This window comes from Spiribacter vilamensis, assembly GCF_004217415.1.
Taxonomy (GTDB): domain Bacteria; phylum Pseudomonadota; class Gammaproteobacteria; order Nitrococcales; family Nitrococcaceae; genus Spiribacter; species Spiribacter vilamensis.
Map to the genome: position 1 here is coordinate 545,212 of NZ_SHLI01000001.1, position 26,145 is coordinate 571,356.

The 26,145-nt window shown below is 63.5% G+C and carries 26 protein-coding genes; 16 read left to right on the forward strand and 10 right to left on the reverse strand.

Annotation, left to right across the window (positions count from 1 at the left end):
* Nucleotides 1–14: 14 nt before the first annotated feature.
* The 3 genes from EV698_RS02745 to EV698_RS02755 are packed head-to-tail and all read right to left on the reverse strand — an operon-like array spanning nt 15 to nt 2,719.
* Nucleotides 15–1,232, reverse strand: coding sequence for an ABC transporter substrate-binding protein (locus tag EV698_RS02745; protein ID WP_207220477.1), 1,218 nt, complete (start codon nt 1,230–1,232; stop codon nt 15–17).
* Entirely contained in the window at nt 1,229–1,852 is a 624-nt protein-coding gene (locus tag EV698_RS02750; RefSeq protein WP_130502633.1) for a CDP-alcohol phosphatidyltransferase family protein, read from the reverse strand. Before EV698_RS02750 ends, EV698_RS02745 begins: the two co-directional genes overlap by 4 nt.
* A gap of 3 nt (nt 1,853–1,855) precedes the next feature.
* The gene (locus tag EV698_RS02755) at nt 1,856–2,719 is read right to left on the reverse strand and encodes a Brp/Blh family beta-carotene 15,15'-dioxygenase (protein WP_130502634.1); all 864 of its coding nucleotides are present in this window, start codon (nt 2,717–2,719) and stop codon (nt 1,856–1,858) included.
* A 119-nt stretch (nt 2,720–2,838) separates the two neighbouring features.
* Here EV698_RS02755 and EV698_RS02760 point away from each other — a divergent pair, with 119 nt between their 5' ends.
* Entirely contained in the window at nt 2,839–3,858 is a 1,020-nt protein-coding gene (locus tag EV698_RS02760) for an Ldh family oxidoreductase (RefSeq protein WP_130502635.1), read from the forward strand.
* On the opposite strand, the gene EV698_RS02765 is transcribed toward EV698_RS02760, so the two are convergent.
* Nucleotides 3,831–4,514, reverse strand: coding sequence for a histidine phosphatase family protein (locus EV698_RS02765; RefSeq protein ID WP_130502636.1), 684 nt, complete (start codon nt 4,512–4,514; stop codon nt 3,831–3,833). The two genes, EV698_RS02760 and EV698_RS02765, sit on opposite strands and share 28 nt — an antisense overlap.
* A gap of 93 nt (nt 4,515–4,607) precedes the next feature.
* Here EV698_RS02765 and EV698_RS02770 point away from each other — a divergent pair, with 93 nt between their 5' ends.
* Nucleotides 4,608–6,695: a HelD family protein gene (locus tag EV698_RS02770; protein ID WP_130502637.1), complete on the forward strand. Its 2,088-nt coding sequence runs from the start codon at nt 4,608–4,610 to the stop codon at nt 6,693–6,695.
* The gene (locus EV698_RS02775) at nt 6,695–7,465 is read left to right on the forward strand and encodes an SDR family NAD(P)-dependent oxidoreductase (protein WP_130502638.1); all 771 of its coding nucleotides are present in this window, start codon (nt 6,695–6,697) and stop codon (nt 7,463–7,465) included. The genes EV698_RS02770 and EV698_RS02775 overlap by 1 nt, the downstream gene beginning before the upstream one ends.
* Before the next feature lie 17 nt (nt 7,466–7,482).
* On the opposite strand, the gene EV698_RS02780 is transcribed toward EV698_RS02775, so the two are convergent.
* The 3 genes from EV698_RS02780 to EV698_RS02790 are packed head-to-tail and all read right to left on the reverse strand — an operon-like array spanning nt 7,483 to nt 9,108.
* Nucleotides 7,483–7,719 carry a thioredoxin family protein gene (locus tag EV698_RS02780; RefSeq protein ID WP_130502639.1) on the reverse strand — a complete coding sequence of 79 codons (237 nt, stop codon included), beginning with the start codon at nt 7,717–7,719 and terminating at the stop codon, nt 7,483–7,485.
* A gap of 13 nt (nt 7,720–7,732) precedes the next feature.
* The gene (locus tag EV698_RS02785) at nt 7,733–8,791 is read right to left on the reverse strand and encodes a permease (RefSeq protein WP_130502640.1); all 1,059 of its coding nucleotides are present in this window, start codon (nt 8,789–8,791) and stop codon (nt 7,733–7,735) included.
* Complete coding sequence (locus tag EV698_RS02790) at nt 8,788–9,108, reverse strand: ArsR/SmtB family transcription factor (protein ID WP_207220478.1); 321 nt, start codon at nt 9,106–9,108, stop codon at nt 8,788–8,790. Before EV698_RS02790 ends, EV698_RS02785 begins: the two co-directional genes overlap by 4 nt.
* A gap of 100 nt (nt 9,109–9,208) precedes the next feature.
* On the opposite strand from EV698_RS02790, the gene EV698_RS02795 reads away from it, so the two are divergent.
* Together EV698_RS02795 and EV698_RS02800 are read left to right on the forward strand one after the other, a co-directional pair.
* Entirely contained in the window at nt 9,209–10,276 is a 1,068-nt protein-coding gene (locus EV698_RS02795; protein ID WP_130502641.1) for an efflux RND transporter periplasmic adaptor subunit, read from the forward strand.
* On the forward strand, nt 10,276–13,329 hold the full coding sequence (locus EV698_RS02800) for an efflux RND transporter permease subunit (RefSeq protein WP_130502642.1): 3,054 nt from the start codon (nt 10,276–10,278) through the stop codon (nt 13,327–13,329). The genes EV698_RS02795 and EV698_RS02800 overlap by 1 nt, the downstream gene beginning before the upstream one ends.
* Before the next feature lie 5 nt (nt 13,330–13,334).
* Here EV698_RS02800 and EV698_RS02805 read toward each other — a convergent pair whose 3' ends face one another.
* Nucleotides 13,335–13,772: a SufE family protein gene (locus EV698_RS02805; protein WP_130502643.1), complete on the reverse strand. Its 438-nt coding sequence runs from the start codon at nt 13,770–13,772 to the stop codon at nt 13,335–13,337.
* A 112-nt stretch (nt 13,773–13,884) separates the two neighbouring features.
* Here EV698_RS02805 and EV698_RS02810 point away from each other — a divergent pair, with 112 nt between their 5' ends.
* On the forward strand, nt 13,885–14,670 hold the full coding sequence (locus EV698_RS02810; RefSeq protein ID WP_130502644.1) for an EAL domain-containing protein: 786 nt from the start codon (nt 13,885–13,887) through the stop codon (nt 14,668–14,670).
* A gap of 13 nt (nt 14,671–14,683) precedes the next feature.
* Here EV698_RS02810 and EV698_RS02815 read toward each other — a convergent pair whose 3' ends face one another.
* Nucleotides 14,684–15,394 carry an SDR family NAD(P)-dependent oxidoreductase gene (locus EV698_RS02815; protein ID WP_130502645.1) on the reverse strand — a complete coding sequence of 237 codons (711 nt, stop codon included), beginning with the start codon at nt 15,392–15,394 and terminating at the stop codon, nt 14,684–14,686.
* Nucleotides 15,395–15,559: 165 nt separating this feature from the next.
* Here EV698_RS02815 and EV698_RS02820 point away from each other — a divergent pair, with 165 nt between their 5' ends.
* The 5 genes from EV698_RS02820 to EV698_RS02840 are packed head-to-tail and all read left to right on the forward strand — an operon-like array spanning nt 15,560 to nt 20,267.
* Nucleotides 15,560–16,516, forward strand: a complete 957-nt coding sequence (locus EV698_RS02820) for a sulfurtransferase (protein WP_130502646.1) — start codon at nt 15,560–15,562, stop codon at nt 16,514–16,516.
* Between the two features lie 2 nt (nt 16,517–16,518).
* Nucleotides 16,519–17,757, forward strand: a complete 1,239-nt coding sequence (locus EV698_RS02825) for a YeeE/YedE family protein (protein WP_130503984.1) — start codon at nt 16,519–16,521, stop codon at nt 17,755–17,757.
* A 10-nt stretch (nt 17,758–17,767) separates the two neighbouring features.
* Nucleotides 17,768–17,965, forward strand: a complete 198-nt coding sequence (locus EV698_RS02830; RefSeq protein WP_207220479.1) for a hypothetical protein — start codon at nt 17,768–17,770, stop codon at nt 17,963–17,965.
* Between the two features lie 43 nt (nt 17,966–18,008).
* Nucleotides 18,009–18,974, forward strand: a complete 966-nt coding sequence (locus EV698_RS02835) for a GGDEF domain-containing protein (protein ID WP_207220480.1) — start codon at nt 18,009–18,011, stop codon at nt 18,972–18,974.
* 9 nt (nt 18,975–18,983) lie between these two features.
* Nucleotides 18,984–20,267, forward strand: a complete 1,284-nt coding sequence (locus EV698_RS02840; RefSeq protein WP_130502647.1) for a glycerate kinase type-2 family protein — start codon at nt 18,984–18,986, stop codon at nt 20,265–20,267.
* On the opposite strand, the gene EV698_RS02845 is transcribed toward EV698_RS02840, so the two are convergent.
* A complete protein-coding gene (locus EV698_RS02845) occupies nt 20,264–21,238 on the reverse strand; it encodes a LacI family DNA-binding transcriptional regulator (RefSeq protein ID WP_207220481.1) in 975 nt (324 codons plus the stop codon). The two genes, EV698_RS02840 and EV698_RS02845, sit on opposite strands and share 4 nt — an antisense overlap.
* A gap of 160 nt (nt 21,239–21,398) precedes the next feature.
* Here EV698_RS02845 and ltnD point away from each other — a divergent pair, with 160 nt between their 5' ends.
* From ltnD to denD, 5 genes are read left to right on the forward strand one after another with little or no spacing between them, the layout of a single operon-like run.
* Entirely contained in the window at nt 21,399–22,328 is a 930-nt protein-coding gene (gene ltnD, locus EV698_RS02850; protein ID WP_130502649.1) for an L-threonate dehydrogenase, read from the forward strand.
* A 2-nt stretch (nt 22,329–22,330) separates the two neighbouring features.
* Nucleotides 22,331–23,632, forward strand: coding sequence for a 3-oxo-tetronate kinase (otnK, locus tag EV698_RS02855; protein ID WP_130502650.1), 1,302 nt, complete (start codon nt 22,331–22,333; stop codon nt 23,630–23,632).
* Nucleotides 23,629–24,264, forward strand: coding sequence for a 3-oxo-tetronate 4-phosphate decarboxylase (otnC, locus tag EV698_RS02860; RefSeq protein ID WP_130502651.1), 636 nt, complete (start codon nt 23,629–23,631; stop codon nt 24,262–24,264). The genes otnK and otnC overlap by 4 nt, the downstream gene beginning before the upstream one ends.
* Nucleotides 24,264–25,085 (forward strand): 2-oxo-tetronate isomerase, encoded by an 822-nt coding sequence (gene otnI, locus EV698_RS02865; RefSeq protein WP_130502652.1) that lies wholly within the window; start codon nt 24,264–24,266, stop codon nt 25,083–25,085. Before otnC ends, otnI begins: the two co-directional genes overlap by 1 nt.
* Nucleotides 25,082–26,086: a D-erythronate dehydrogenase gene (denD, locus tag EV698_RS02870; protein WP_130502653.1), complete on the forward strand. Its 1,005-nt coding sequence runs from the start codon at nt 25,082–25,084 to the stop codon at nt 26,084–26,086. Before otnI ends, denD begins: the two co-directional genes overlap by 4 nt.
* The last annotated feature ends 59 nt before the right edge of the window (nt 26,087–26,145 follow it).

Consider the following 26,145-nt stretch of genomic DNA (forward strand, 5'->3'; position numbering starts at 1 on the left):
CAGGACACGTGGGGCTATCGGGTGTAGCGCTGTGACCAGGCCTCGACCAGCCGTGTCATCCAGCTCGGATGCGGCTCGGGCAGGGTCTGCCCCAGGGCCTCTCGTGATGGCAGAGCCGGCGCGTCGGGGAGCGACTCGAAGCGGGCGCGGGCGGTTTCATCGAGGCGATCGAAGTCGAGCACCGAGAACGCGCCCAGCACGTCGATATCCTGCATCCGCGCCTGGGCCCGGGGCGAGAGCAGAAAGTTGGCGACCACCTTCGCGCCGGCGGTGTGACGCGCATTGTAGGGAATGGCAACAAAGCTGACATTACCGATGCTGCCGCCTGCCGGGACGATGACCCGGGCACTCTCGGGCAGTAATCCCTGCTGGATGGCGGCGGCGGTGGAGGCCGGATCGAACGACATACCGATATCGACCGCGCCATCGTTGAGGAGCTGCTGTTGCTCGGACTCGTTCGCCGGAAATGTCCGTCCGCTCCGCCAGAGATGCGGGCGGATCCGGTCGTACCAGCTCCAGAGTGGGTCGGTGGCGGCCTCGAAATCCGCTTCGGCGACCGGGCGCTGGAGTACCGTCGGGTCCGGCGTCAATTCGACCAGCGCCTGTTTGAGAAACGTCGCCCCCATGAAGTTATCCGGATGCGGATGGGTGAAGCGGCCCGGATGGGCCCGTGCCCAGTCCAGCAGCGCGGGCATGCTGCGGGGCGGGTCTTCGACCCGCGCGCTATCGTAGTTGAATACGAACCGCGCCAGGCGCCAGGGGCTCTCGAAACCCTCCGTGGGAACCGTAAAGTCGGTCGTGCTGGCGGAGCCGGGGCTGAGATCGAGATAACGGCTGTTGGGCAGTTCCCGGACAAACGGCCCGTGGAGAAGATCCTGTTCTTTCATCGAGAGGAAGTTCGGCCCGTTAATCCAGAGCAGATCCACCGATCCCGATTCGTCGCGTCCAGCCGCCTTTTCAGTGACCACGCGGGTGACGGCGTCGCTGGTATCCGAGAGCTTTACGTGACGGATTGCGACACCAAAGCGCTGCTCGGTCTGCTCGCCCACCCACTCGATGAAGCGATTAGTGCGGCTGTCACCTCCCCACGCATTCCAGTAGACCGTCTGGCCGCGGGCGTCTGCCCGTGTCTGTACCCAGTCCGCCTCGGCCGACTGCGGCGTCTCGGCCATGGCGGCGCCGCTGCCGACGAGCATGATGATCAGCCACAGCACGACCGGAAGCTGTCTCACGAGGCCGCCCCCGTGCCACCGAATGCCTTCATCCCCTGGGCCCAGCGGGTGAACGTCGTAATCAGACAGGCGATGGCAAAGCCGTAGGCGATCTCGGCGAAGTAGCCCGGGAATACACAGATAGCGATTAGGAATACAACGGTTTCAGTGCCTTCCGTCAATCCGCTCAGGTAATGGATGCCCTTGCCGGTGTACGCCGAGGCCGGCAGCCCATGCTTTTCCGCGATCACCGCGAAGGCGAGGAACGACGATCCCGTGCCGACGAATGACGTGATGACAACGGCGGCGGCAAGTGCGTTGCCGGCCGGGTCGGCAATCGCGAAGGCGAGCGGGATCGTCGCATAGAAGAAGAAATCGAGCGCGATGTCCAGAAACGCCCCCCGATCCGTCGGCGTGGTCAGGCGGGCGACCTCGCCGTCCAGGCCGTCCATCAATCGATTCAGCATGATCAGCACGAGGGCAGCGAAGTAGGCCTCGTTCATGATCAGCGGCAGGGCGCCCAGACCGAGGGCGAAGCCGGTCAGTGTCAGCGTGTCGGCCCGGCCGCCACGCGCTACGATCTGGCGAGCCATGGGCACCAGGATTCGATGCTGGAGTGGCTGTAGCGCGGCGTCCAGCATCCCTCATTCCGCCCGATGCGGGCTGGCGATGAATTCGAGAATCATGTGCGGCACGGTCAGCGCGGCGAGGCCGATAAAGATCACCTGCATGAGGATGGCATCGCTGGGCAGGTTGATCAGAAACGGCACCGCAGCGATTGCCAGCGCGTAGGTCGCCAGCGTTGTTGGCGCCACCGCCCGCAGGCGTTCGCGCCAGCCTTGCAACCCCAGGTCCCGCGCCGCCAGCTCGAGATGACGGGGGCTGTGGAGGAAGCACCAGTAGGCGATGAAGTAGGCCAGCGGATGCAGGAGCGCGGCACCGGCCGCGAGCAGGAGCGGATCCCGCCAGTCACTGGCAGCCCGGTCGGCATTGAGTGCAAGCGCGCCGAGCAGGATAGCGCCGCCCACTGCCAGCGCCCAGGGCGCAGCGGCGATGATCAGGCCGGTCTGATCGGCGCCGAGCATCGCGAACAATGGCTCGACCGTTCCCGGATGAAACGTGACGGGCAGCCCGAGTATCCAGAGCCCGTACCCGATACCGCCGATCCGTCCCAGCCGATGCGCGACATCATCGCCGAAATGCACCGCGGAATAGAGCAGAAAGGCGCCGAGGGCGATATTCGGAATCTGCAGCCAGATGGCGATAACGATCCCGCTCAGTGCCATGTACCCCACCAGGAAACCGACCAGGCGCGGGAAGCTGTTCAAGTGCAGGTAGCGCCTGGCCACTTCTGTATCAAGACTGCCGTGCGGCAATCCCAGCACGGCGGTGCTGATTGCAAGGACAACGTACAGCGGCCATTGCCCGGGTAGCAGGGAAATCCCCAGCGAGAGCAGCAGACCGACGGGGAAAAGCCAGTAAGCGGGGGGACGGTACGATTGATCCATGGGGACTGCCCCTTTCCGGTTGAGCGATTCACGATCGATAGTTTGAGAGAATACCAAAGGCATCGCCTATCCGTATTGTCACGGATCATGAACAAGCCAGTCACCAAAAGGACTCGTCTATGCAATGCACTGTTCCTGTCGCCGAATCCCTTGCCCGTCGTGTGCTCCAGGAGGCGGGCGCCAGTCGCGATAATGCCGCCTCGGTGGTCCGCGCATTGATGGCAGCCGAACTGGATGATCTCCCCTCCCACGGGCTGGCCCGCGTGGCGTACTACGCCGACCAGGTCGCCGCCGGCAAGGTCGACGGTCGGGCGACACCGTCGCTGACCGAACAGGGGGCAGTGGTGCGCGTGGATGCCGCGACCGGATTCGCCTACCCGGCCATTGAGGCGGGGATTGCACCCGCGGTCGAGCAGGCCCGGAGCCACGGAATCGCGGCGCTGGGCGTGGCCAATTCCCATCACTTCGGGGTTGCCGGCCATCACGTCGAGGCGATGGCCCGCCAGGGTATGGTCGCGCTCGGCTTTGGCAACGCCCCCGCCTCGATCGCTCCCTGGGGCGGCAAGCGGCCGCTGTTCGGGACCGATCCCATCGCCTTTGCAGCACCGCGGGCCGGGAGCGATCCGCTGGTGATCGATCTGTCGGTCAGCCGGGTCGCCCGCGGCAAGGTGATGATGGCGCAGCGCACCGGCGAGTCCATTCCCGATGACTGGGCACTGGATCGTGACGGGCAGCCTACCACTGACCCCACGGCGGCAATGGCGGGCAGCGTGCGGCCCATGGGCGATGCCAAGGGCGCGGCACTGGCGCTGATGGTTGAGCTGCTCTCGGCGGGGCTGACCGGTTCGTCTTTTGCCTACGAGGCCTCGTCGCTATTCAACGCCGAGGGCGACCCGCCGCGACTCGGGCAGTTGTTTATCGTGATGGACCCGCGTTTTTTCGGTGCTGGCGACGGCTTTGTCGACCGCGTCGAGGCCATGCTCGCGATGATGGTCGAGGAGCCGGGTGTGCGATTGCCCGGTGCCCGGCGGCTTGCCGCCCGGCAGTCGAACGCAAAGATGATCGATATCGATGAAACGATCCTCGCCGATCTCGAACGCCGCGCCGGTGATCAGGACGCGGACAGCGGGGCGAGGTGAGCGGTGTCATTGAAGCGATGGATGCGGCACTCGTAAGGACTGAGCCCGCTTGCGCTCTGCCGGTCATCGGCATGACCGGCGCGGGTCAGCGTGAATTCGAACACCGCCGTGTTGCCCGGACGAACCCCCCAGATGCGGCGGGTACCCAGAACGGCCGCAATCAGGTACTGCAGGAACCCGCCGTGGCTTACGCAGAGCACGGTCTGATGATCGGCGTGTTTCGCAAGCAGCTCGCCGATCATGCATTCACCGCGCTGGACCCGATCGGCGAGCGGCTCGGCATCGGGAACGGCTGACCAGTCCCGGTTTTGCTGCCAGTGCCGGGCGATCGCCGGGTGATCGGTCTCGATTTCCGCCCAGGATTTACCGGAAAACACACCGACGTCGTACTCGCGCAGCGCGTCGCGACTGATGACCGGTAGCGCCAGCGCGCGGGCGATCCAGCCGGCGGTGGCCTGTGCGCGTCCCAGCGACGAGGCGTAGAGCACCGGATCACCCCATGAAGCGGGATCACGATCCCGTTCGGCCGCCAGGGTGGTGGCCAGGCACTGCGCCTGGCGCTCGCCACGCCCGGTCAGCGGTGTGTCGGTATGTCCCTGCCACCGACCCTGGTCGTTGGCGACGGTCTGAGCGTGGCGAATCAGTAAAAGGCGCATGGGGGAACGGCGTCTCTCCTCTCGTGGGGTAACTCTGCGATCGCTATAATACGCGGTTTAGTGCATTTCCCGACCAGGAGCCGATTGCCACCAATGGATACCTCCGATACCAGCGCATCCGATGTCGAGCGGGCCGAGCAGGCCTATCTGACGGAAGTTCAGAACCGTATTGAAAAAGCGCTGCAGGGCGTTGACCAGCGGCTCAATGATTATGCGCAGGACGTACAGGATCAAAAGGAGCACCTGTGGAGCAGCCGCGATGAGATGGATCACGTCGAGAAAATCGCGGCGCGTCAGTCCATCGAACAGGCCGCTACCGCGGGTGAGTTCGTCCAGGCGCGCCAGCATCGGCTGCGCAAGCTGAGGGCCTCTCCCTACTTCGGCCGTGTCGATTTTCGCTCGGACAGCGCGGCCAGCGCCCTCCCGGTTTATGTCGGTATCCATCATTTCCACGATGACGAACAGGGCGAAGACGTGGTCTATGACTGGCGTGCACCGATCGCGAGCCTGTTCTACAACTTCGAGACCGGCGCGGCGCGCTACGAGGCGCCGCAGGGTGACGTCGACGGCGAGATCGAGCGCAAGCGCCAGTTCCGTATCCGCGGCGGCCGGCTCGAGTTGATGATCGAGAGCAGTGTCCACGTCGTCGATGACGTGCTCCAGGAGACGCTGGGTCAGTCATCGGACGATGGCATGAAGAACATCGTCGCCACCATCCAGCGGGATCAGAACGCCATCATCCGCAACGACGAAGCCCCGGTGCTGATCATCCAGGGCGTGGCCGGGTCCGGTAAGACCTCGATCGCGCTCCACCGGATCGCCTATCTGCTTTATCGCTTTCGCGACACCCTGTCGGCGGACGATATCCTGATTATTTCACCCAATTCGGTCTTTGCCGACTACATCTCCAACGTCCTTCCGGAACTGGGTGAGGAATCGGTGGCGGAAATCGGCATGGAGACGCTCGCCGATGAGCTGCTCGACGGTCAGTATCGCTTCCAGCATTTCTTCGAGCAGATCACGGCACTGCTCGAGAAGGGCGACGAGGCGCTGCGAGAGCGACTGGCCTTCAAGGGCTCGGCCGATTTTCTCCGCCAGCTGGGCGAGTACGCAAAGATCGTGGAGAAGCAGCGCTTCGCTGCGGAGGATGTGTGGATTGCGCGGCGCTACGTGCCGGCGTGGTTAATCGACGAGACGTTCCGCAAGCACCGCCGACTCGGCCTCAAAGACCGGGTCAAGCAGGTGGTCGTGGAGATCGAGCAGCGCATTGGTATCCAGTATCACTACGATCTCGAGCCCGAGGAGCGCCGCGAGCTGCGCACGGCGATCAAGGGCATGGTGCGCGAGCAGACCCTGCGCTCGACCTACAAGCAGTTCTTCGACTGGCTCGGACGGCCGGAGCTGTTTCGCCCGGCCGGGCGCGGCCGGCTCGAGTATGCCGATATCTTTCCGATGATCTACCTGAAAATGCGGCTCGAGGGCGTGCGGTCACGGCATCGTCATGTCGAGCACCTGGTCATCGATGAGATGCAGGACTACACGCCGGTCCAGTATGCGGTCCTCGCGCAGATTTTCCGCTGCAACATGACGATACTCGGCGATGCGAGCCAGGCGGTCAGTCCTTACGGCGCCACGAATGCCGGGATGATCAAAGAGGCATTCCCCGGCGCCTCGAGCGTCATGCTCAACAAGAGCTACCGCTCGAGTTACGAGATCATGCAGTTCGCCCAGCGAATCTCCCCCAACCCCGACCTGGAGCCTATCGAACGGCATGGCGAGTCGCCGAGCGTGGTGCGCTGCCGGAATGCCGCGGACGAGGCCCGGCAACTCCGGTCGATGATCGATGCGTTCAAGGCCTCGGAACACAACACGCTCGCCATCATCGCCCGGACCGACCGGCAGGCCCGCCGGCTGGAGCAGGCGCTGACATCTCACTATCCGGGGCTTCAGCGACTCGATACGCAGAGCCGATCATTTCGCCCCGGCGTTATCCTGTGCACCGCGCATATGGCCAAGGGCCTGGAGTTCGACCGGGTCATCGTCGCCGATGTCAGCGCCCGCCAGTACATCAGCGAGATGGATCGTAACCTGCTCTACGTGGCCTGCACCCGGGCAATGCACCGACTGGCGCTGACCCATGTCGGTGAGCCGTCGGAGTGGCTGGCGGAGGCGTCAACCTGATGGATGCCGTAACCGATTTCGCGCTCGTCACGGGCGCAGGCTCCGGAATAGGGGCGGCGCTGGCGGTTGAACTTGCCACCCGCGGGGTCGGGGTGATCCTGGTGGGTCGACGTCGCGAGGCGCTCCATCAGACGCGGGCGTCGTTGCCGGCGGGGGTGCCGGCTTTCGTCGCGCCCGTGGATATCGCCGAGGCGACGGATCGGGAAGGGCTGGTTCAGTCGGTCATGCAGCGGCTGGAAATGCACGGTCAACGCCTGCGTTATCTCGTCCACAATGCCGGCATTGGTAAACCCGCGGCGGGTTTCGAGGCCATGGAGCCTGATGATCTGACGCAGGCGCTGGCGGTCAACGTCACCGCGCCGCTCGCGCTTACCCAGCAGTTCATGCCCGCGCTCAGGCAGGCGGAGGATGCGAGGGTGCTATTCGTCGGGGCCGGTATCGCCGATCGTCCCCAGCCCGGCACCGGTAGTTACGGCATCAGTAAAAAGGCGCTGGCGCGTTTATTCGATCAGTTGCAGGCGGATTTCGCCTGGGCGGAAGCGGATGACTGGCCGGCGCTGGCGTTGTTCCAGCCCGGGTTGGTGGATACGGCGGGGCTGCAGGATCATCTTGCCGCGGCGCGATCCTGCGGTCTGCCGCATACCGGTTATCTCGATCATGCCCTGGCCAGTGGTCAGGCTCGGGCGCCGGAAACGGTCGCACGGGCGATGGCGGATGCGCTGATCGCCATGCCCGTGACCGATTTCAGCGGGGCGACATTACGGCCCTGAGGGCCGGCCCCGGGTTGCTACTCTGCCAGCCAGGTTTTGACCTGCTCGCTATCGGGCAGGCCGCCCGTATGAACGAGCTTGCCGTCGATGCCGATCCCCGGGGTCGACATGACACCGGCCATGGCGATGGACTTGGGGTCGGTCACCTTTTCTATGCTCACCTCGACGCCCGTGGCGCGGGCCGCTTCATCGACCAAGCTGGCGGCGCTTTCGCAACGCTTGCATCCGGGTCCGTAGATGTTGACTTTACGCATACTGATTCACCTCTTACATAATGAAATTGAACAGGAATCCGGTGGCAAGAATGCCCGCGGAAACAACGGCAACGAAAACCCCGATCAGTCGAACGGTCAGGACCTGGCGCAGAATGATCATCTCCGGCAGTGACAGCGCAATGACCGACATCATGAATGCCAGCGTCGTCCCCAGCGCGGCACCCTTGCCAAGCAGGGCTTCGACAATCGGAATGACACCGGCCGCGTTGGTATACATCGGCACACCGGCACCCACCGCTGCGGGGACGGACCACCAGGCATCGCCGTTCATGATCTGCACCATGGTCGATTCCGGGACATAGCCGTGGATGAGCGCACCGACGCCGATCCCGGCGAGTACCCAGATCCAGACCCGGCCGACGATGTCGCGGACCGAATCGGCCCCGATCCGCATCCGGTCGGCAAACGTCATCTTGCCTTCGGCCGGTGCCTGCGCATCGCCGACGTTGAGTTCACGCACCCACTCCTGGAGATAGCGCTCGAGCCCCATGCGGCCCAGAACCCAGCCCGATAGCGTGGCGATGCTGAAACCGAAGACCAGGTAGATGGTCGCGACCTGCCAGCCGACCAGACCGAAGAGCAGGCCAAGGCCCACGGGTCCGACCATCGGGCCGGCGATCAGGAACGAGAACGTGATCCCCAGCGGGATGCCGGCGGTGACAAAGCCAATGAAAAGCGGCACCGACGAGCATGAGCAAAACGGTGTCAGAACGCCCAGCGACGCTGCCAGGGGATACCCCCAGATGGCCCGCTTGCCGGCCAGGATCGCCCGGGTCTTCTCGGGGTTGAACCCGCTGCGAATGACGCCGGTGACGAACACCACTGCCACCAGCAGCAAAAGCACCTTGGGGACGTCGTAGACGAAAAACGCGATGGCCTCGCCGGTATGGCTGGTGCGCTCGACCGGGAATAGCGCCGTGATTGCCTCGGATACCGGGACCAGCTGACTGTAGGCCAGCCACCAGATGACCGCGGCGACGGGCACACCCAGGTACCAGGTCCAGTCGGACACCCCGCGTTTTGCGCCGGTTTCGCTCTGTAGGGTACTCATATTGTCTCCTCTTGAACGCGCGCCGCGGCGTTTGCCTCGGCGGTGAGAATGGCATCAATGACGGCGACAAAATCGCCCGTCAGCTGCGGATTGCGTCGATAACGAACCCACTGCGCGTCGCGCCGGTCGGTAACGATGCCCGCCTGGCGGAGGATGCGCATGTGGCGCGAGACGCGGCTTTGAGTGGCACCCAGAGCCGCCATCAAATCGCATACGCAGTGCTCGCCGCCCGACCAGATAATCGCCAGGGCCGCCCGTCTTGTCGGATCCGCCAGTGCTGTCAACAATTCCTGCATACCGGCATCATATTTACTCACGCGCATATGCGCATTGACAAATATCAAGCCGCCGACAGATTGATCTGATCGACCATCTTCCCTGCGTTATGCTCTGCAACATTCACTGGATGGACAGAGTATGAAGACCACGAACACATTCTTGCGCCTTGGCACAATCCTGCTCACGACGGTGACAACGCTCGTCGCCTGTACTTCCGAGGAGCCCGCCAGCCAGTCCGAACCGACGCCCGTCAGCACGGCCGCTATCGAGCGGTTCGATCCACCGGCGCTCGTTCGCACGGGCCGGGTAGCGCCACGCTTTGACGCGTCGCTGGCGTTCCAGGTGAGTGGTCGAGTCGCACAGCGATCCGTCGAACCGGGCGATCGCGTCGAGGCGGGCGAGACGCTGATGCGGATCGATGCCGCCGATTTCGAGCAACGGTTGATTGCGGCGCAGGCCTCGGAGACGGCGGCCGAGCGGGCGCTGGAGAAGGCCCGTAACGATCTCGATCGCGGGCGCCGTCTGGTGGAGACCGGCGCAATCAACGAGGGCGAATTCGAGAGCTTGCAGGTGGCCCGACGCGAGGCGCAGTCACGTCTCGAAGAGGCCAGTGCCAACCTTGAACAGGCCCGCAACGCCCTGGACTACACCCGACTCGAAGCGCCAATGGCGGCCACGGTGGTGGATGTTCATGCCGCTCCCGGCGATGTCGTCAGTCCTTCGCGGCCGGTTGTCCGGCTGGCCGAGGGGGATACCGTGCAACTCGAGCTCACTCTGCCCGGCGATGTCGAGGTCCCGGCGACCGGCTCGGCAATGGTCGAGGGCGAGGAATATCCGCTGACACGATTCTCCGCACAGCAATCGGTTGACCCGCAGAGCTTCACCCGCACGGTGCGCTACAGCCTGCCCCTCGACTCTGACGCCGTCACCTTCGGCACCCTTGTCGAGGCCCGGTTGCCCCTGTCGGCTTCGGATCAATCCGGGCGCGCGCTGACGCTGCCGGTGACGGCAATCGATCGGCGCGGCGATCAAACCCGGGTATGGCAGGTCGTGGAGCAGAAGGCGACGACGGTCCCGGTGTCGGTCATTCGCGTGGATACCCGGCAGGCGGTCGTCGAGGCTGAATCGCTCGAGCCCGGCGACAAGGTGGTATCCCATGGTGTGCATCGACTGACCGAGGGTCAGGCCGTGAAGGTTGTCGAGTGATGTCGCTGCCCAATCTCTCCGCCATTGCCGTCCGCGAGCGCTCGGTCACCCTGTTCTTCCTGCTGCTGATCCTGGCCGGTGGCATCTACGCCTTCCTGTCCCTGGGACGCGCAGAGGATCCCAACTTCACGGTCCGCGTCATGATGGTCTCCGCGCAGTGGCCCGGTGCCGATGTGGAAACCCTCGAGGCGGAAGTCGTCGATCCGATCGAAAAGGAAATACAGAACGTCAGTGACATTGACGCCATCAAGACCACTATCCGTCCCGGTGCTGCCTATCTGCAGGTGGAGTTCGAGGACTTTGTGACCTCGGAAGCGCTGCCGGATCGCTTCTACGAGGTCCGCCGGCGGATGCAGGATATCCGGGCGTCGCTGCCAGCCGGTGTCCGCGGCCCGCAGGTCAACGAGGACTTCTCCGATGTCTATTTCTCGCTGATGGCCCTGACCGGCGAGTCGCGCAGTCAGCGCGAGCGGCTGGAAGTCATCGAGTCACTCCGCGATCGGCTCGAGCGGGTTGATGGGGTGAACAAGGCCCAGATCTTCGGCGAGCGTGAGGAGCGGGTATTCATCCAGTTCGACACCGCAAAGCTCCAGCGACTGGGCGTTACCACCGACGAGCTGCTGGCGCAGATCCGTCAGTTCAATGCACTGGCGCCCGCCGGACGGATCGAGACTCAGGGGGCGACATTGCGGTTGCGCGTGGATAACACGCTATCCGACCCCGAGGAGATCGCCCGCCTGCCCATCCGCATCGGCGATCAACAAATCCGTCTGCAGGATATCGCCGAAGTCGAGCGGGGTTACCAGGATCCACCGCAGCAGCTGATCCGCGCCCACGGCGAGGACGCGCTGCTGCTGGGCGTCGTGATGCAGAGCGGTGCCAACGGACAGGCCTTCGGCGAGCGCCTCGCTACGTTTGTGGATGAGCAGCAGTCGCAGATCCCCGCGGACATGCAGTTGAGTGTGCTGACGAACCAGGCCGATGCCATTGACGCGGCGGTGAACCTTTTCCAGTGGAAGTTTCTGATCGCGCTGCTCGTCGTCACCGGCGTGAGTATTCTTGCCATCGGCCTTAAAGCCGGTGTGGTGGTGGGGATTGCGATCCCGGTCACCCTGGGGGCGACCTTCATGGTGATGCTGGCGATGGGGATGAACCTCGATCGCATCACCCTGGGGGCGCTGATCATCGCCCTCGGTCTGCTCGTCGATGACGCGATCATCACCATCGAGATGATGCTGGTGAAAATGGAGGAGGGTGTCGATCGCATCCAGGCGGCGAGTTACGCCTGGTCGGTGACCGCGGCGCCCATGCTGGTGGGCACGCTGGTGACTGTGTCGGGCTTTGTCCCGATCGGTTTCGCCAAGTCGATGGTCGGTGAGTACGCCGGCAATATCTTCTGGATACTGGCGATCTCGCTGATCCTGTCGTGGCTGGTCGCGGTTATCTTTACGCCCTACCTGGGCGTCAAACTGATGCCGGCGCCGAAGGCGGGCACCGAGACGCTGCCACCGACGCAGAAATATCCGCGGTTGCGCCGGCTGATTACGTTCTGCGTCAACTATAAGCGCTCGGTGTCGGCACTGACGTTGCTGGCCCTTGTCGCCTCCATTGCCGGCCTCGCGGGACCGGTGCAAAAGCAGTTCTTCCCGGCCTCCGACCGCACGGAAGTGACGGTGACGGTGGACATGCCCGAGGGGACATCCATCCAGGCGACCAACCGCACCGTCGAGGCACTCGAGGCGATCGCGGCCGAGGCGGACGGGGTCGATTCGATGTCGGCCTACGTCGGCGCGGGTGCGCCGCGCTATTTCATCTCCGCCACGCCCGAGCAACCCAGCAGCGCCTTCGCGGAGCTGTTAATCGTCACGGCCGATCCGGCCGCGCGGGATGCGTTGATCGAGCGCTTCAACCGCGCCATCGATCAAGGAGAGTTCACCCAGGCACGGATTCGCGTCGAGCGGCTGCGTTATGGCCCTCCGGTGACCTGGCCGGTGTCTTATCGGGTACTGGGTGAGGATCCCGAGCGAGTACGCCGGATCGCTGGACGGGTCCGCGATCAGATGGCGCAGAGCCCGTACACAGTCGATCCGCACCTGGAGTGGGGCGGGCAGGTGCCGAGCATCCACCTCGACTGGGACGAAGCGGCCCTGGTTCGCAAGGGATTCACGCCGCAGCGGGTGGCTCAGCAGTTGAATCGGCTGCTCGATGGCGAAGTCGTGACAGAGCTCCGTGAGGGCTATCCCACGGTGCGGCTCGAGGCCATCGGTGATCGTGTGCCGCTGGATCAGGCTCGATCCGTCGCCGGGCAGGAGGCCCGGATCAGGGCGCTCGAGCTGCGTAATCCGGCCGGGGACGCCGTCCCGCTGACCAGCGTTGCCGATATCGATATCGTCTTCGAGAATCCCGTACTCAAGCGGCACAACCGTGCCACCTCGCTGGCGGTCAATGCCGATATCCAGGGCATTGGCACCAAGGGCGCCCATGCCGCCATCTGGCCGGAGATCGAGGCGATGAATGCCGATCTACCGCCGGGATACGAGATACAGATTGCGGGTAGCGAGGAGCAGTCCGCGCAGGCGCAGGCCTCTATCCGGGCACTGCTGCCGGTAATGGTGGCGCTCATGCTGATGCTGATCATGCTGCAGATGCGCAGCTTCAGCGGGCTTTTCATTACTTTGATGACGGCGCCGCTGGGGCTTATCGGGGCAGTGATCGCTCTGCTGGCCTTCGGCCAGCCATTCGGATTCGTGGCAACGCTAGGCCTGATCGGGCTGGCGGGTATCCTCATGCGCAATGCATTGATCCTTACCCAGCAGGTGGCTGACAACCGGCAGGCCGGCATGGAGGATCGTGAGGCGATTATCGAGGCGGCGGTTCAGCGGGCCCGTCCGGTGATGCTGACCGCGGTCGCGGCGGGCCTAGCTTTTGTTCCGCTGACGATGGACAGCTTCTGGGGGCCGCTCGCCTATGTCCTCATCGGTGGCGTGCTGGTCGGCACGGTTGTGACGCTGTTGGCGGTGCCGGCGGTCTATGCCTGGGTGCACCGGACCTGACTTTTTCAGTCTGCCGTGGCGGCGGTTCCACCGGACTGAATCGCCTGGGCCCGGTTGCGCACCTGTTTAACCATGGCGACGAAGCCGTCCCGCCGGTTGGCGGTCAACTGCTGCGAAAGCCCCAGGTCATCGAAGAGCGACTCGATATCGGTATCGAGTATCTCCTGCGGGGTCTTGCCGGAGTAGGCCTTGAGGAGAATGGCGACGAGCCCCTTGACGATAAACGCGTCGCTGTCGGCCGTGAAGTGCATCCGAGGCGGCGTCTCGTCGCTGACCGTCGTCTCGAGCCAGACGTTACTCGTGCAGCCATCGACACGATTCGCCTCGACGCGCGCCTCGTCCGGCAGCGCCGGCAACTCGCGGCCCATATCGATCAGCAGGCGATAACGATCTTCCCAGTTATCAAGGAAGTTGAAAGTGTCGATCAGTCGCTGAAGATCCATGAAGTGCTCCTGGCGTAGCGGTTTGGCCGATTTCAGCTAGAATAGGATTTTCACAAAATTTAGTGTGCGCGGACAGAATGCGGACAAGCAAGGACAGCGGGGAGTTCAAGGCATGAGTGACAGCCCGATCGATATCGACGAGGACGAACTCTTCGATGAGTCCCATTGCGCTCTGTGCCAGAACGGCGCCGGCCTCGATTTCGACTTCACATTCGCCTTCCAGCCGATTGTTGATGCGAACCGGCGCGAGATCAGGGCCTACGAGGCACTGGTCCGGGGGCTGAACGGCGAAGGCGCCGGTACGATTCTCCAACAGGTCACGGGTAGAGCGATCTATCAGTTCGACCAGGCCTGCCGCGTCAAGGCGGTGAAGCTCGCCTCCGACCTGGGTCTCAAGCAGCAGCTGTCGATCAATTTCATGCCCAACGCGGTGTACAGTCCCGCGACGTGCATCCGCACCACACTGGCAGCGGCACGACAGTACGATTTCGATACCAGCAAACTGGTGTTCGAGTTCACCGAGTCGGAGACGCTGTCAGACACCAATCATCTGGTCTGGATTATCGATGCTTACCGCGAGATGGGTTTTACCATCGCGATCGATGACTACGGTGCAGGCTACTCGCGGATCAATCTGTTGACCGATACCTGCCCGCAGTATCTGAAGCTCGACATGTCACTGATTCGTGACTGCGACCGTCAACCCGCGAAGCAGGCTCTGATTGAGGGGACGCTGCTATCGATGGGCCGGCTCGGCATCGAAACCATCGCTGAGGGGGTCGAGACCGAGGCGGAGTATGCCTGGTGCCGGGCGCATGGCATCAACCTTTTCCAGGGGTATCTGCTGGCTCGCCCCGGGTTTCAGGCACTCCCCGAGCCCTATATCCCGGTCTGGTGAGCGCCGGATAACACTACCAATTCTCCCCGAACGGCCGCGCCTCGACCTCGAAAGACCATGCCGAGCGCGGCTGACTGGTAAGCCAGTGGGCCGTCTCGGCGATGTCGTTCGGGTCGAGGAAGAAGTCATCCGGCTTGTCCGCAAGCCGCTCCCGGGCTTGCGGCGCATCGACGACGCCGTCCACCACGATCAGCGAGACATGAATCCCCTGAGGCCAGAGTTGCTTTGCCAGCGACTCGGTCAGATTTCGCTGTGCACCCTTGGCGCTGGCAAACGCCGCGGTCTTCGCGCCGCCTCGCCGTGAGGCGGTCGCACCGGTGACAATGATGCTCCCGTGGCCTTTTTCGCGCATGTCCGGGGCAATCGCGCGCGCAGCGGTTAGCAGACCGAGGGTGTTCACCCGCCAGGATTGCTCGAACACGGCCGGATCCACCGATTCGAAGTCGCCCCAGATACCGGCTCCGGCGTTATGCAGCATCACATCCGGCGGCCCCAGTTCTTCGCGGATACGTGCATAGGTCGCGGTGACGGCATCGGGATCGGCCAGATCGCAGGTATAGGCCCGCGCCTGATCCCCGATTTCATTGACCAGGCTTTCCGAAAACTCCGATGTTCTTGCGATGAGCGCCACGCGATAGCCCGCTGCGGCGAATCGACGCGCGAATGCGGCACCGTTGCCGGGACCGACGCCGTTAATGGCACAGACGGGAAAATGGTCAGACATCCTGGTCTCCACTGATCTATAAAATCCCAGTGTAGCAATCCATCCGTAGACGGTTATAACACCCGAGCAGTCTTATATTTCACAATCGAATATAAGAATATTTGATAATTTCTTCTAGATATAATGAACTATTCGGGTAATACCACTGCTAAGCGGAGCTCAATCATGCACAAACAATTGTCCTCACTCGGCGTCGGGTTGCTGACTTTGCTCGGCAGTGCTTCGGCACTGGCCGCGACGCCACCACTAGTCGGTCCGGACTGGCTGTCCGATCGAGTAGAAAATAGCGATATCGCCGTGCTTGATGTCCGTAGTGCGATTGATGACGGCGATAAGATCGCTTTTGCGGATGGCCACATCCCGGGTGCAGTGGATGCGGGCTATACGAGTCATCCCTGGCGCGCCACACAGGACGATGTGGTTGGCAAGTTGCCACCTGTCGATGAGCTCGAAACCCTGATCGGGTCGCTGGGTGTTGAAAACGGCGACACCGTTGTGGTGGTCCCGGCAGGGACCGGTCCAACCGACTTCGGCAGTGCCGCCAGGATCTATTGGACATTCAAAACACTGGGCCACGATGACGTCACCATTCTCAACGGCGGCTACCAGGGCTGGGTCGCTTCAGGGGAGTCAGTGGCAACCGGTTTGGTCAGTCCCGAGCAGACGAGCTTCAGTGCGGATCTGCGTCAATCGATGCTCGTCTCTACCGATGCGATAGAAAATGCCGATACACGCGGGCTGCAATTAGTGGATGCGCGTCCCTCGGACTACTTCAAAGGCGAGACCAAGCACCCCGAGGCCGCGGCTGCCGGTACTATTCCGGACGCCGTGAACCTGGAGCACCAGCGGTTTTTCAGCAATGACGATGTCTGGCGGTTTGACGAGTCAAGCGTCAGCAGCATTGTCGACGGTATAACCCTGGATGCAGATCGCCGTCCCGTGTCTTTCTGCAATACCGGTCACTGGGCCAGTACGACCTGGTTTGCCCTGTCCGAGATCGAGGGAGTTGATAACGTCGGCCTCTACGACGGTTCAATGGTGGAGTGGACGGCGAATGAGTCGCGCCCGGTTGCCGTTGCCAAGCGCGGGCTTGCGCGGATCCTCGAGTTCTTTGGTGGCTAATGATGGCGACCACGCAGACAACGCTGAACACGGGGCTCCCGCCGCAATCGGAGACCGACGAAGCGCGCCGGATTGACGGGTTTGTCGTTTCCACTGCACTAACTTCACTGGCTTTGCTGGCGGGTCTGATCGGGCTGGAGGCGCCGATCGACCGCGTGTGGCTGCTCTTCGTTGGAGTGGGGTTAGGTATTGCGCTCTACCACGCGGCATTCGGGTTCACCGCCGGCTGGCGGAACCTGGTCCTCAAACGCCGCAGCGGCGGCATGCGCGCGCAGATGCTGTTACTGGCGATTGCAACGGTGCTGTTCGTGCCGGTGCTCGGCTTCGCCGAAACACTGGGCCTGACGGGTATCAGCGGCACCCTTGCGCCGGTCGGGGTGTCGCTACTGGTGGGCTCGTCGTTGTTCGGTTTCGGGATGCAGCTCGGCGGCGGTTGCGGTTCAGGCACGCTGTTTACGGTGGGTGCCGGTAACCTCCGGATGATGGTAACGCTGACTACTTTCATCATTGGCTCCGTGATCGGCACGATGCATCTCCCCTGGTGGCTCGCACAGCCCGGCATTGATCCCGTGGATCTGATCGCCGGTGTGGGTGTGATGCCGACGCTGGTGCTGCAACTCGGTGCGCTTGGATTGCTGGCGATGTGGTTTGCCCGGATCGAGCGCCAGCATCACGGCGAGGTGGAACGAGCCATCCTGCAGCGCCCGGTCGGTCCCTGGTATACGACCCTGCTGAAGGGCGGATGGCCGTTGCTCTGGGGCGCTATCGCGCTGGCGCTGCTCAACCTGGCGACGCTACTCATCGCGGGGTACCCCTGGGGTATTACCTTCGCCTTCGGACTCTGGGGGGCGAAGGTACTTCAGGCACTGGGCGTTGACATGGCGCAGTGGGCGTTCTGGACCTGGGACTACCCGGCGCTTGCCCTGGCAGACAGTGTTCTCGTGAACGTCGTTTCCGTCATGGATTTCGGCTTGCTGCTAGGTGCGATGCTTGCCGCTGGACTGGCAGGTCGCTTCAACCGCGCGAGCCGTCGACCGCTACCGGCCCGTTCCATTACAGCCGCGGTAATCGGTGGGCTGTCGATGGGATATGGGGCCCGGCTGGGATTTGGCTGCAACATCGGCGCCATGTTCAGCGGCATTGCATCGGCCAGTCTGCATGGCTGGATCTGGTTCGCCTGCGCCTTTGCCGGGTCGCTGGCCGGCATTCGCCTGCGTCCCTGGTTCGGCCTCGATCAGTGAGGAAGCCGGAATGACAATCCAGCGCGACTATAGCCGCATTAGAGTTCTGGCGGTCCTCCTCGGCCTGCTGGTGTTGATTCTTGCCGATCACTTCAATTCGGCGACTTTCGCCCTGAACAGCGGCCAGGGCGGCGTGGCGACCAGCTATTCCCAGCTTGATAGCGGGGCATGCGCCCCTTGTGGCGCACCCTGTCCGTCCGAGGATTGAACCGAGTACACTGAGGGCTGGGAATATCACCCGGAGAAGGCCAGTGAATCCGCTCGTTCAGCCCTTTGAAGATTTCGAGTCCGCCAGCCGTGCCGTGCTTGCCTACCTGCATGAGCAGATCGGCATGGGCCTGTGGATGATGACGCGCACGGAGGGGGACGACTGGATTATCCTTCAAACCGATGACCGCTTCTATGCGCTTGACGAAGGCAGCGTGCTGCGCTGGTCGGACAGCTATTGTTCGCGCATGGTCAATAACGAGGCGCCTCGCTTTGCGCCGGACGCCATGGGATTTTCCGCCTACGCGACGGCCCCCATTAATCAAACGGTCCAGATCGGGGCCTATGTTGGTGTCCCCATCCAGCGGGAGGATGGCACGCTCTTCGGGACGCTGTGCGGTATTTCCCCCGATACGCAGGATGAAGCGATCACCCGGCAAGAGCCTACCGTCACCCTTCTGGCTCGACTGCTCGGCACGGTGCTTGATCGGGATCTAAAGGCGATCGACGACCAGCGCCGCCACGAGCGTGCCCAGACCGAGGCCCACACGGACTATCTCACCGGTCTCAACAACCGGCGCGGTTGGGAATCGGCAGTGGCCCAGGAAGAATTGAGGACCGCCCACTATGGCGAACCCGTCGGTGTCCTCGTGATCGATCTCGACGGGCTAAAGCCCGTCAACGATGAGCAGGGGCACGAGGCGGGTGATGCGCTGATCAGAGGTGCGGCCGGCGCACTGCGCGAGGCGGTTCGTCCGAATGATGTGGTCGCGCGTCTGGGCGGGGACGAATTCGGCGTGCTCGCCTTTAACTGTAATCCAAACTGTATCGAGGGCGTTGTCGAGCGTGTTCGCGCCGCGCTCGAGGCGTCAGAGGTAAGCGCGTCGATCGGCAGTGCTATCCACTATCCCGCAAGACGGTTCAATCAGACAGTCGGCGAAGCGGACGGCCGGATGTACGCGGATAAGTTCAGCCGCCGGGATCGCACCCGAAATGTCGCTCCGGGTTGATCAGTCGACATGACCGCCACGTCGAGGGATTTACTGGACAGCTTGTTACGTGCGGGGCTGGCGGCGGCTGATCCGGCGCAGATCGTGCCGCCCTGTCTGCCCGCGCCGGCGGCGACGGGCCGCACGCTGATCGTCGGTGCCGGCAAGGCATCAGCGGCTATGGCAAGCGCTGTCGAGAGCCACTGGCCTGCTAATCTTCCGCCACCCACTGGCCTTGTAGTTACCCGCTATGGACATGCCGTCAGCCTCGACAGCATCAGCTGTGTCGAGGCGAGTCATCCCGTGCCGGACGCAGCAGGGTGTAAGGCGGCGCAGAAGATGCTCGACACCGCCCGTGATCTGGGCCCGAACGACCGGCTGATCGGGCTGTTTTCCGGGGGTGGCTCGGCGCTGCTCACGCTGCCCGCCGGTGCGGTAACGCTCGAGGACAAGCAGGTATTGACCGCTGCGCTGCTGCGATCGGGCGCCACCATTACCGAGATCAACTGCGTGCGCAAACATCTCTCCGCGATCAAGGGCGGACGACTTGCGGCGGCGGCCTATCCTGCCCACGTCACCAACCTTTTGATCTCGGACGTGCCCGGCGACGATCCGGGAATGGTGGCGTCCGGTCCGCTGGTAGCGGACGCAACGACCTGCGCGGATGCCCGATCGGTGTTGAATCGATACGCGATTGATCCCCCGGAGCGCATCCGCCGTCACCTACAGCTGGAGAGTAGCGAAACACCGAAGCCGAACGATCCCCGTCTTGCCGGCGTCGAGACCGTGTTTGCCGCCCGCGCCCAGATGTCGCTGGAGGCAATGGCGCGGAGCGCACGTGAAGCGGGCATAACGCCGGTCATACTCGGAGATTCCATCGAAGGGGAGGCCCGCGATGTCGCCCGGGTGATGGCGGGAATCGCGCGCCAGGTCGCACGCTACGGGCAACCGGCGGCGGCACCAAGCGTCCTTCTATCCGGGGGTGAAACCACCGTGAGCCTGCGGGGCGAGGGTCGAGGTGGGCGCAATACGGAGTTTTTGCTGGCGCTGGCGATCGCGCTCGAGGGCGAGCCCGGTGTGCATGCGCTCGCCGTCGACAGTGACGGGATCGACGGCAGTGAGGATAACGCTGGCGCCCGGATTGCGCCGGACACACTCGCTCGCGCACGGTCAGCGGGGGTCGATGCGAAAGGGCGGCTGGCTGACAATGATGGTTACGGTTTTTTCGAGGCCCTCGATGACCTCCTCGTGACCGGGCCGACCCTTACGAATGTCAATGATTTACGGGCGATACTTATACTGCCAGGGAATTAGGTGCTGTCCTGGGCAACCAGCCGAAAACCGACATCCTTCGAGCACTGGGGGACCGACTCGCCCCGGATCCTTGCGAGGAGCATTTCAGCGGCGCGTCGCCCCATGCGCAGGCGCGGCGACACGATCGTAGTAAGCCGCGGTGTGATGTGATTGCCGAGGTTGAGTCCGTTAAAGCCTGCAATCGCCATGTCATCGGGCACGCGAATGCCGGAACGCTGCGCCTCGAGGATCGCGCCGATTGCGAGATCGTCATTGGCGAAAAAAGTGGCCTCGGCCTGCGGGTACCTCTCAACGATTCGTCTCAGGGCGCGCCCTCCCAGCCCGACCGTGGAGGGCGCATCAAACCGCTCCACGAAATCCAGTTCGATCCCGGCCTGGTCGAGGGATTGACTGAATCCGGCGAGACGCTGCGCAGCACGATAGTCCCAGTCGATTCGTGCGCCCACGAAACCGATCCGTCGATAACCACGCGAGATGAGGTGCTGTGCCATGGCTGCACCGGCCGCCTCGTGGGAAAGCCCGACATTCATGTCGATGTTCGGCGTGCCGAATTCCATCATCTCCACGCAGGGACCATTCCATCGACGGAGCATCGCGAGTGTGCCTTCGCTGTGCCGCAGCCCGGCAATAATGACGCCGGCGGGCGACCAGCCGAGCAGCGTTTGCATGAGTCTCTGCTCGCGGCTGACGTCGTAGTCGGTATTCCCCAGTAAGGATTCGTACCCCGCGGTCTCGAGTACCGTCTGCGCGCCCCGAATGACCTCGAGGAATACGGCATTGGAGAGCGAGGGGACGACGATCGGCACGACGGGGCTGACCGCTGACGCGAGGCTCCCCGCATGCCGGTTGGGGACGTAACCAAGTTCACTGACAGCGGCGTCAATGCGTTTTCGCAGATCCGCTGAGACCGTGCCCGGGTCGTTCAGCGCGCGCGAGACGGTTATCCGGGCTACATTGGCTCGTTCTGCCACATCGGTAATCGTGATGCGGCCGGATCGTCGGCGGCGTGTGGGCGAGCCCCCTGCACCCCTGGGGTTGTTGTCTTCCTCCATATTCGAGGATTATTCATGAAAGGTGGTACCGTTACCAGAAATAGATTGGTACCGTTACCATCAAACGAGGAGGAGAGATATGAGCGAACCATCCAGTACACGGGTCGCCGTAATCGGTCTGGGCGCGATGGGCATGGGAACAGCAAAGGCCCTCGTTGATGCCGGCTTCAGCGTCACCGGTTGTGACGTCAGTCCGGGCGCGCTGGAGCAGTTTTCCGATGCGGGTGGCACGATTGCCCGTACACCGGCCGAGGCAGCTCGTGGCGCAAATGTCGTCCTTCTGATCGTTGTCAATGCAGACCAGGTCGAACAGGTAATCTTCGGTGACGATGGCCTTGTCCATGCCGCGCTGGGGAACGATGCGGTCGTGCTGCAGAACGCGACGGTTCCGCCCGCTTTCGCGAGGTCGCTGCCCGGGCGCCTGCCCGATGGCATCGAAATCCTGGATGCGCCTATCAGCGGCGGCGCGGTCAAGGCGCGCGAAGGCGCTCTGTCCGTCATGGCCTCTGGCACACCGGTTGGCTTTGAACGTGCAGAGCCGGTGCTTGAGGCAATGGCGGCCACGGTGCACCGCCTGGGCGATCACTGTGGTCCGGGTTCAAGCGTCAAGCTGGTCAACCAGCTGCTTGCAGGCGTGCATATCTCCGCCGCCGCCGAGGCGATGGCGCTGGGGATTCGCATGGGGCTCGATGCCGATACGATCTACAACGTCATTACCTCGTCGGCGGGCAATTCCTGGATGTTCGAAAATCGCATGGCGCATGTGCTGGCGGGAGACTACAGCCCCCGCTCGGCGGTGGAGATCTTCGTCAAGGATATGGGGATTGTTACCGAGACCGGTCACGATCTGCGCTTCCCGCTGCCACTCTCGGCCGCTGCTCAGCAACAGTTCAATGCCGCCTCGGCCGCGGGGTTCGGGCGCGAGGATGACTGTGCGGTGATCAAGGTCTACGAACGCCTCGCAGGCATTGCCCTGCCGCCTGCGGCCAACGATGCGGCAGCGGTCTGATCATGGCGTTTCTTGGCTGCATCGCGGATGACTTCACCGGCGCGACGGACCTTGCCAACAACCTGGTTCGGGCGGGGATGCGCACAGTGCAGGTGATTGGCGTGCCCACGGCCTCGGCTCTCGCCGGACTAGGCGAGGTGGACGCGATCGTTGTCGCTCTGAAATCCCGGACCATACCGGCGGCGGATGCGGTGGCCCAGTCGCGCGCGGCGCTTGCCGCACTACAGACCGCCGGTTGCAAGCGGTTTTACTTCAAATACTGTTCAACCTTCGACTCTACGCCAGACGGTAATATCGGTCCCGTCGCCGAGGCCCTCCTGAGCGATCTGGGGGCCCCGTTAGCGATCGCTGCGCCGGCATTTCCGGCCACCGGCCGCACTGTTGTGAACGGCGAGCTTTTCGTCAACGGCGTACCGCTCAATGCATCCGGCATGCAGCATCATCCATTGACGCCCATGACCGACAACAACCTGGTGCGCTGGCTGGGCAAACAGTGCCGTGGCGACGTCGGGCTGATCGATTACGAAACGCTCGATAGGGGTGTCGAGGCAGTCCGCATGCAAATCGCTAACCTGACCGGTGCAGGCGTGTCGCTGGCGATTGCCGACACAGTGAACGACCGGCACCTCGCTGTATTAGGTGAAGCAGTGGCGGACTGCATGCTCGTGACAGGTGGTTCCGGGGTTGCGCTTGGCCTGCCGGACCCCTGGCGGGATGCCGGGCTGATCGAGTTGCAGTCCGATGCGGCGGAGCTCGGGACGTTCGGGGGTGCAACAGCCGTCGTCTCGGGGAGTTGCTCGGCACGCACCCGTGAACAGGTGGCGGCCTTTAGCAGCATCTACCCGGCGCTGGCCCTCGATCCATTGAGGATTGCCGAGCACCCCGCAGAGGCCGTTGATCAGGCGCTCGCGTGGGCCAGGCCAAAGCTTGGCGCCGGGCCTGTGCTCATCTACTCGACGGATGCGCCCGAGGCGGTCGCAGCGGCTCAGTCCCGCCTCGGCACGACCGAAGCGGGGGCGCTTGTCGAGCGAGCGCTGGCGCAGATTGGCGCAGGACTGGTCAAAGCGGGTGTACGACGGCTCATCGTCGCCGGTGGTGAGACCTCGGGGGCTGTTGTCGGTGCACTGGGGATCCAGATGCTGCGCATCGGTCCGCAGATCGACCCGGGAGTGCCCTGGACGGCCGCACGCTGGAGCGGATCGGCGGAGGCCGATGGAGCGCCCGTCGACCTGGGGCTGGCCCTCAAGTCGGGTAACTTTGGCGAAGTGGACTTTTTCACCCGTGCGTTCGAGGTGTGTGCATGATTGAGAGCGCCCTGCGAGAGCAGATCTGCACTCTTGGTCAGTCCCTCTTCGACCGCGGACTGACCATGGGGTCGAGTGGCAACATCTCCCTGCGCCTGGATGAAGGCTGGCTCATGACACCGACCAACGCATGTCTCGGGCGGCTGGATCCGGCACGGCTGACCCGGCTCGATGCCGAGGGCCGTCACGTTGACGGTGATGCGCCGACCAAGGAGCAGTTCCTGCACTGGGCCATGTACGCCGAGCGCCCGCAATCCGGGGCCATCGTGCATTTGCACTCGACCCATTCCGTAGCGGTGTCCTGTCTGCCGGACGTTGATCCGCACAACTGTATTCCGCCGCTCACCGCTTACTACGTCATGCGGGTGGGGACCCTGCCGCTGGTCGCATACCACGAACCGGGAGATCCGGCGATCGCGGATGCGGTACGCGGCCTTGCCGGTAAGCATGCCGCCGTGCTGCTTGCCAATCACGGGCCGATCGTGGCCGGCAAAAACCTCGATGCCGCGGTCTATGCCACCGAGGAGCTCGAAGAGACCGCGAAACTCCATCTGCTCCTCCATGGCCGCAATCCCCGCACGCTGACCGAGGCCCAGGTCGCCTCGCTGCAGAACACCTTCGGGAGCCCCTGATGATCCGTCTCGCCGCCAATCTTTCAATGATGTTCACCGAGTATCCATTCATGGATCGCTTTGCCGCGGCCGCCGATGCGGGGTTTCGGGGCGTTGAGTACCTGTTCCCCTACGAGTACTCCGCCAGCGACATTGCCGAAGCGCTCGCAGCGAATGGTCTCGAACAGGTGCTGTTCAATCTGCCTCCGGGTGACTGGGATGCCGGCGAGCGGGGAGTCGCGTGTCTGCCGGGCCGGGAAACAGAGTTTCGCGAGGGCGTGGAGACCGCGCTGCGCTATGCCGAGAAGCTTGAATGCCGGCAACTCCACATGATGGCCGGGATTGCTCCGCCGCGTACCGATCCGGCGCGGGTGGAAATGACCTATCTGTCGAATCTGCACTACGCCGCCGCCCAGGCGGAGGCGAGGGGCATAAAAATCCTCATCGAGCCGATCAACCCGACGGATATGCCGGGCTATTTCCTGCGCAGCGCGGGTTATGCCCACGAACTCATCCAGCGCGTGCAGGCCGTGACAGGTGATAACGGTGCGCGGAATATCGCCATCCAGCTCGACCTGTACCACCGCCAGATGCTCGAAGGGCGGCTTGCCGTGGCCATTGATGAATATCTCGGCGAAAGCGCGCATATTCAGATCGCAGGCGTACCGGGTCGCCACGAGCCGGATGCCGATGGCGAGGTCAACTGGGACTGGGTGTTGGGAACACTCGATCGGCTTGGATACGACGGCTGGATCGGTTGCGAATACCGCCCGAGAGGACGCACCGATGCCGGGATCGTCTGGGCGAATCCGTGGCTTGCATCAATGGAGAGCCGTTCATGAAAGTCGCGATGACCGGTGCTGCCGGATTCCTCGGGCAGCGGTTCATATCCCGCGTCCTGGCGGATCCGACACTGCCAACGCCCAACGGCCCCGAGGCGGTGGAGGAGCTGCGGCTTTTCGACGTGATTCGCCCGGCGCTGCCCGCCGGGGCGGACACAGCCCAGGAAGCCCTGACCATCGTTACGCAGGTGGGTGACATTACTTGCGCCGACGATCTTGCCCAGCTGCTTGGTGATTCCGTCGACGTGGTTATCCATCTTGCCGCGGTTGTCAGTTCCGCCGCCGAGGCGGATCTCGATCTCGGTCTGCGGGTCAATCTCGACGGTACCCGGATGCTGCTTGAGGCCTGCCGTGGCCTGACCCGGCCGCCCATGGTGATCTTTGCGAGCTCCGTTGCGGCTTACGGCGGTTCGCTCCCCGACGTGGTGACCGACGATACCGCGCTGACTCCCCAGAGCAGCTATGGTGCCCAGAAAGCGATCGGTGAGCAGCTCATCAACGACTTCTCTCGCCGGGGGCTGATCGACGGGCGCGTCCTGCGACTGCCAACAATCGCCGTTCGTCCGGGCCGACCGAATGCGGCGGCCTCGAGCTTTGCCAGCAGCATCATCCGCGAGCCGCTTCAGGGTGAGGATGCGGTCCTGCCGGTAGCGGAGGATCTATTGTTGTACCTGCTCTCACCCCGAGCGGTGGTTCGCAACATGGTTCATGCACTCGGCATACCCGGATCGGCATTCGGCACATGGCGCAGCGTCATGCTGCCGGGGTGCACGGTGTCCGTGGGCGAGATGCTGAGCGCGCTGGCGCGAACGGGCGGATCGGATGTCCGCAGCCGCGTTCGCCATGAGCCCGACTCGCGTATCGAGGCCATTGTCGGGAGCTGGCCCGCGCGTTTCGATACAACCCGAGCCACGGCGCTCGGATTCGACGGGGACGGGGACATCGACGCAATCGTCGAAGCATTCCTCGAGGATGACTGCACGGCAGGCATCCACCAATAAAAACAAGAGCATCGACGGCACGCCAGGCTGGCGGGTCGTCGGACAAAGCCACATCAAGT

Bases quoted from the DNA above. Each gene is read 5' to 3' on its own strand.
- EV698_RS02750 (WP_130502633.1), bottom strand. From the start codon at position 1,852: ATGCTGGACGCCGCGCTACAGCCACTCCAGCATCGAATCCTGGTGCCC.
- EV698_RS02755 (WP_130502634.1), bottom strand. From the start codon at position 2,719: ATGGATCAATCGTACCGTCCCCCCGCTTACTGGCTTTTCCCCGTCGGT.
- EV698_RS02760 (WP_130502635.1), top strand. From the start codon at position 2,839: ATGCAATGCACTGTTCCTGTCGCCGAATCCCTTGCCCGTCGTGTGCTC.
- EV698_RS02765 (WP_130502636.1), bottom strand. From the start codon at position 4,514: ATGCGCCTTTTACTGATTCGCCACGCTCAGACCGTCGCCAACGACCAG.
- EV698_RS02770 (WP_130502637.1), top strand. From the start codon at position 4,608: ATGGATACCTCCGATACCAGCGCATCCGATGTCGAGCGGGCCGAGCAG.
- EV698_RS02775 (WP_130502638.1), top strand. From the start codon at position 6,695: ATGGATGCCGTAACCGATTTCGCGCTCGTCACGGGCGCAGGCTCCGGA.
- EV698_RS02780 (WP_130502639.1), bottom strand. From the start codon at position 7,719: ATGCGTAAAGTCAACATCTACGGACCCGGATGCAAGCGTTGCGAAAGC.
- EV698_RS02785 (WP_130502640.1), bottom strand. From the start codon at position 8,791: ATGAGTACCCTACAGAGCGAAACCGGCGCAAAACGCGGGGTGTCCGAC.
- EV698_RS02795 (WP_130502641.1), top strand. From the start codon at position 9,209: ATGAAGACCACGAACACATTCTTGCGCCTTGGCACAATCCTGCTCACG.
- EV698_RS02800 (WP_130502642.1), top strand. From the start codon at position 10,276: ATGTCGCTGCCCAATCTCTCCGCCATTGCCGTCCGCGAGCGCTCGGTC.
- EV698_RS02805 (WP_130502643.1), bottom strand. From the start codon at position 13,772: ATGGATCTTCAGCGACTGATCGACACTTTCAACTTCCTTGATAACTGG.
- EV698_RS02810 (WP_130502644.1), top strand. From the start codon at position 13,885: ATGAGTGACAGCCCGATCGATATCGACGAGGACGAACTCTTCGATGAG.
- EV698_RS02815 (WP_130502645.1), bottom strand. From the start codon at position 15,394: ATGTCTGACCATTTTCCCGTCTGTGCCATTAACGGCGTCGGTCCCGGC.
- EV698_RS02820 (WP_130502646.1), top strand. From the start codon at position 15,560: ATGCACAAACAATTGTCCTCACTCGGCGTCGGGTTGCTGACTTTGCTC.
- EV698_RS02825 (WP_130503984.1), top strand. From the start codon at position 16,519: ATGGCGACCACGCAGACAACGCTGAACACGGGGCTCCCGCCGCAATCG.
- EV698_RS02830 (WP_207220479.1), top strand. From the start codon at position 17,768: ATGACAATCCAGCGCGACTATAGCCGCATTAGAGTTCTGGCGGTCCTC.
- EV698_RS02840 (WP_130502647.1), top strand. From the start codon at position 18,984: ATGACCGCCACGTCGAGGGATTTACTGGACAGCTTGTTACGTGCGGGG.
- ltnD (WP_130502649.1), top strand. From the start codon at position 21,399: ATGAGCGAACCATCCAGTACACGGGTCGCCGTAATCGGTCTGGGCGCG.
- otnK (WP_130502650.1), top strand. From the start codon at position 22,331: ATGGCGTTTCTTGGCTGCATCGCGGATGACTTCACCGGCGCGACGGAC.
- otnC (WP_130502651.1), top strand. From the start codon at position 23,629: ATGATTGAGAGCGCCCTGCGAGAGCAGATCTGCACTCTTGGTCAGTCC.
- otnI (WP_130502652.1), top strand. From the start codon at position 24,264: ATGATCCGTCTCGCCGCCAATCTTTCAATGATGTTCACCGAGTATCCA.
- denD (WP_130502653.1), top strand. From the start codon at position 25,082: ATGAAAGTCGCGATGACCGGTGCTGCCGGATTCCTCGGGCAGCGGTTC.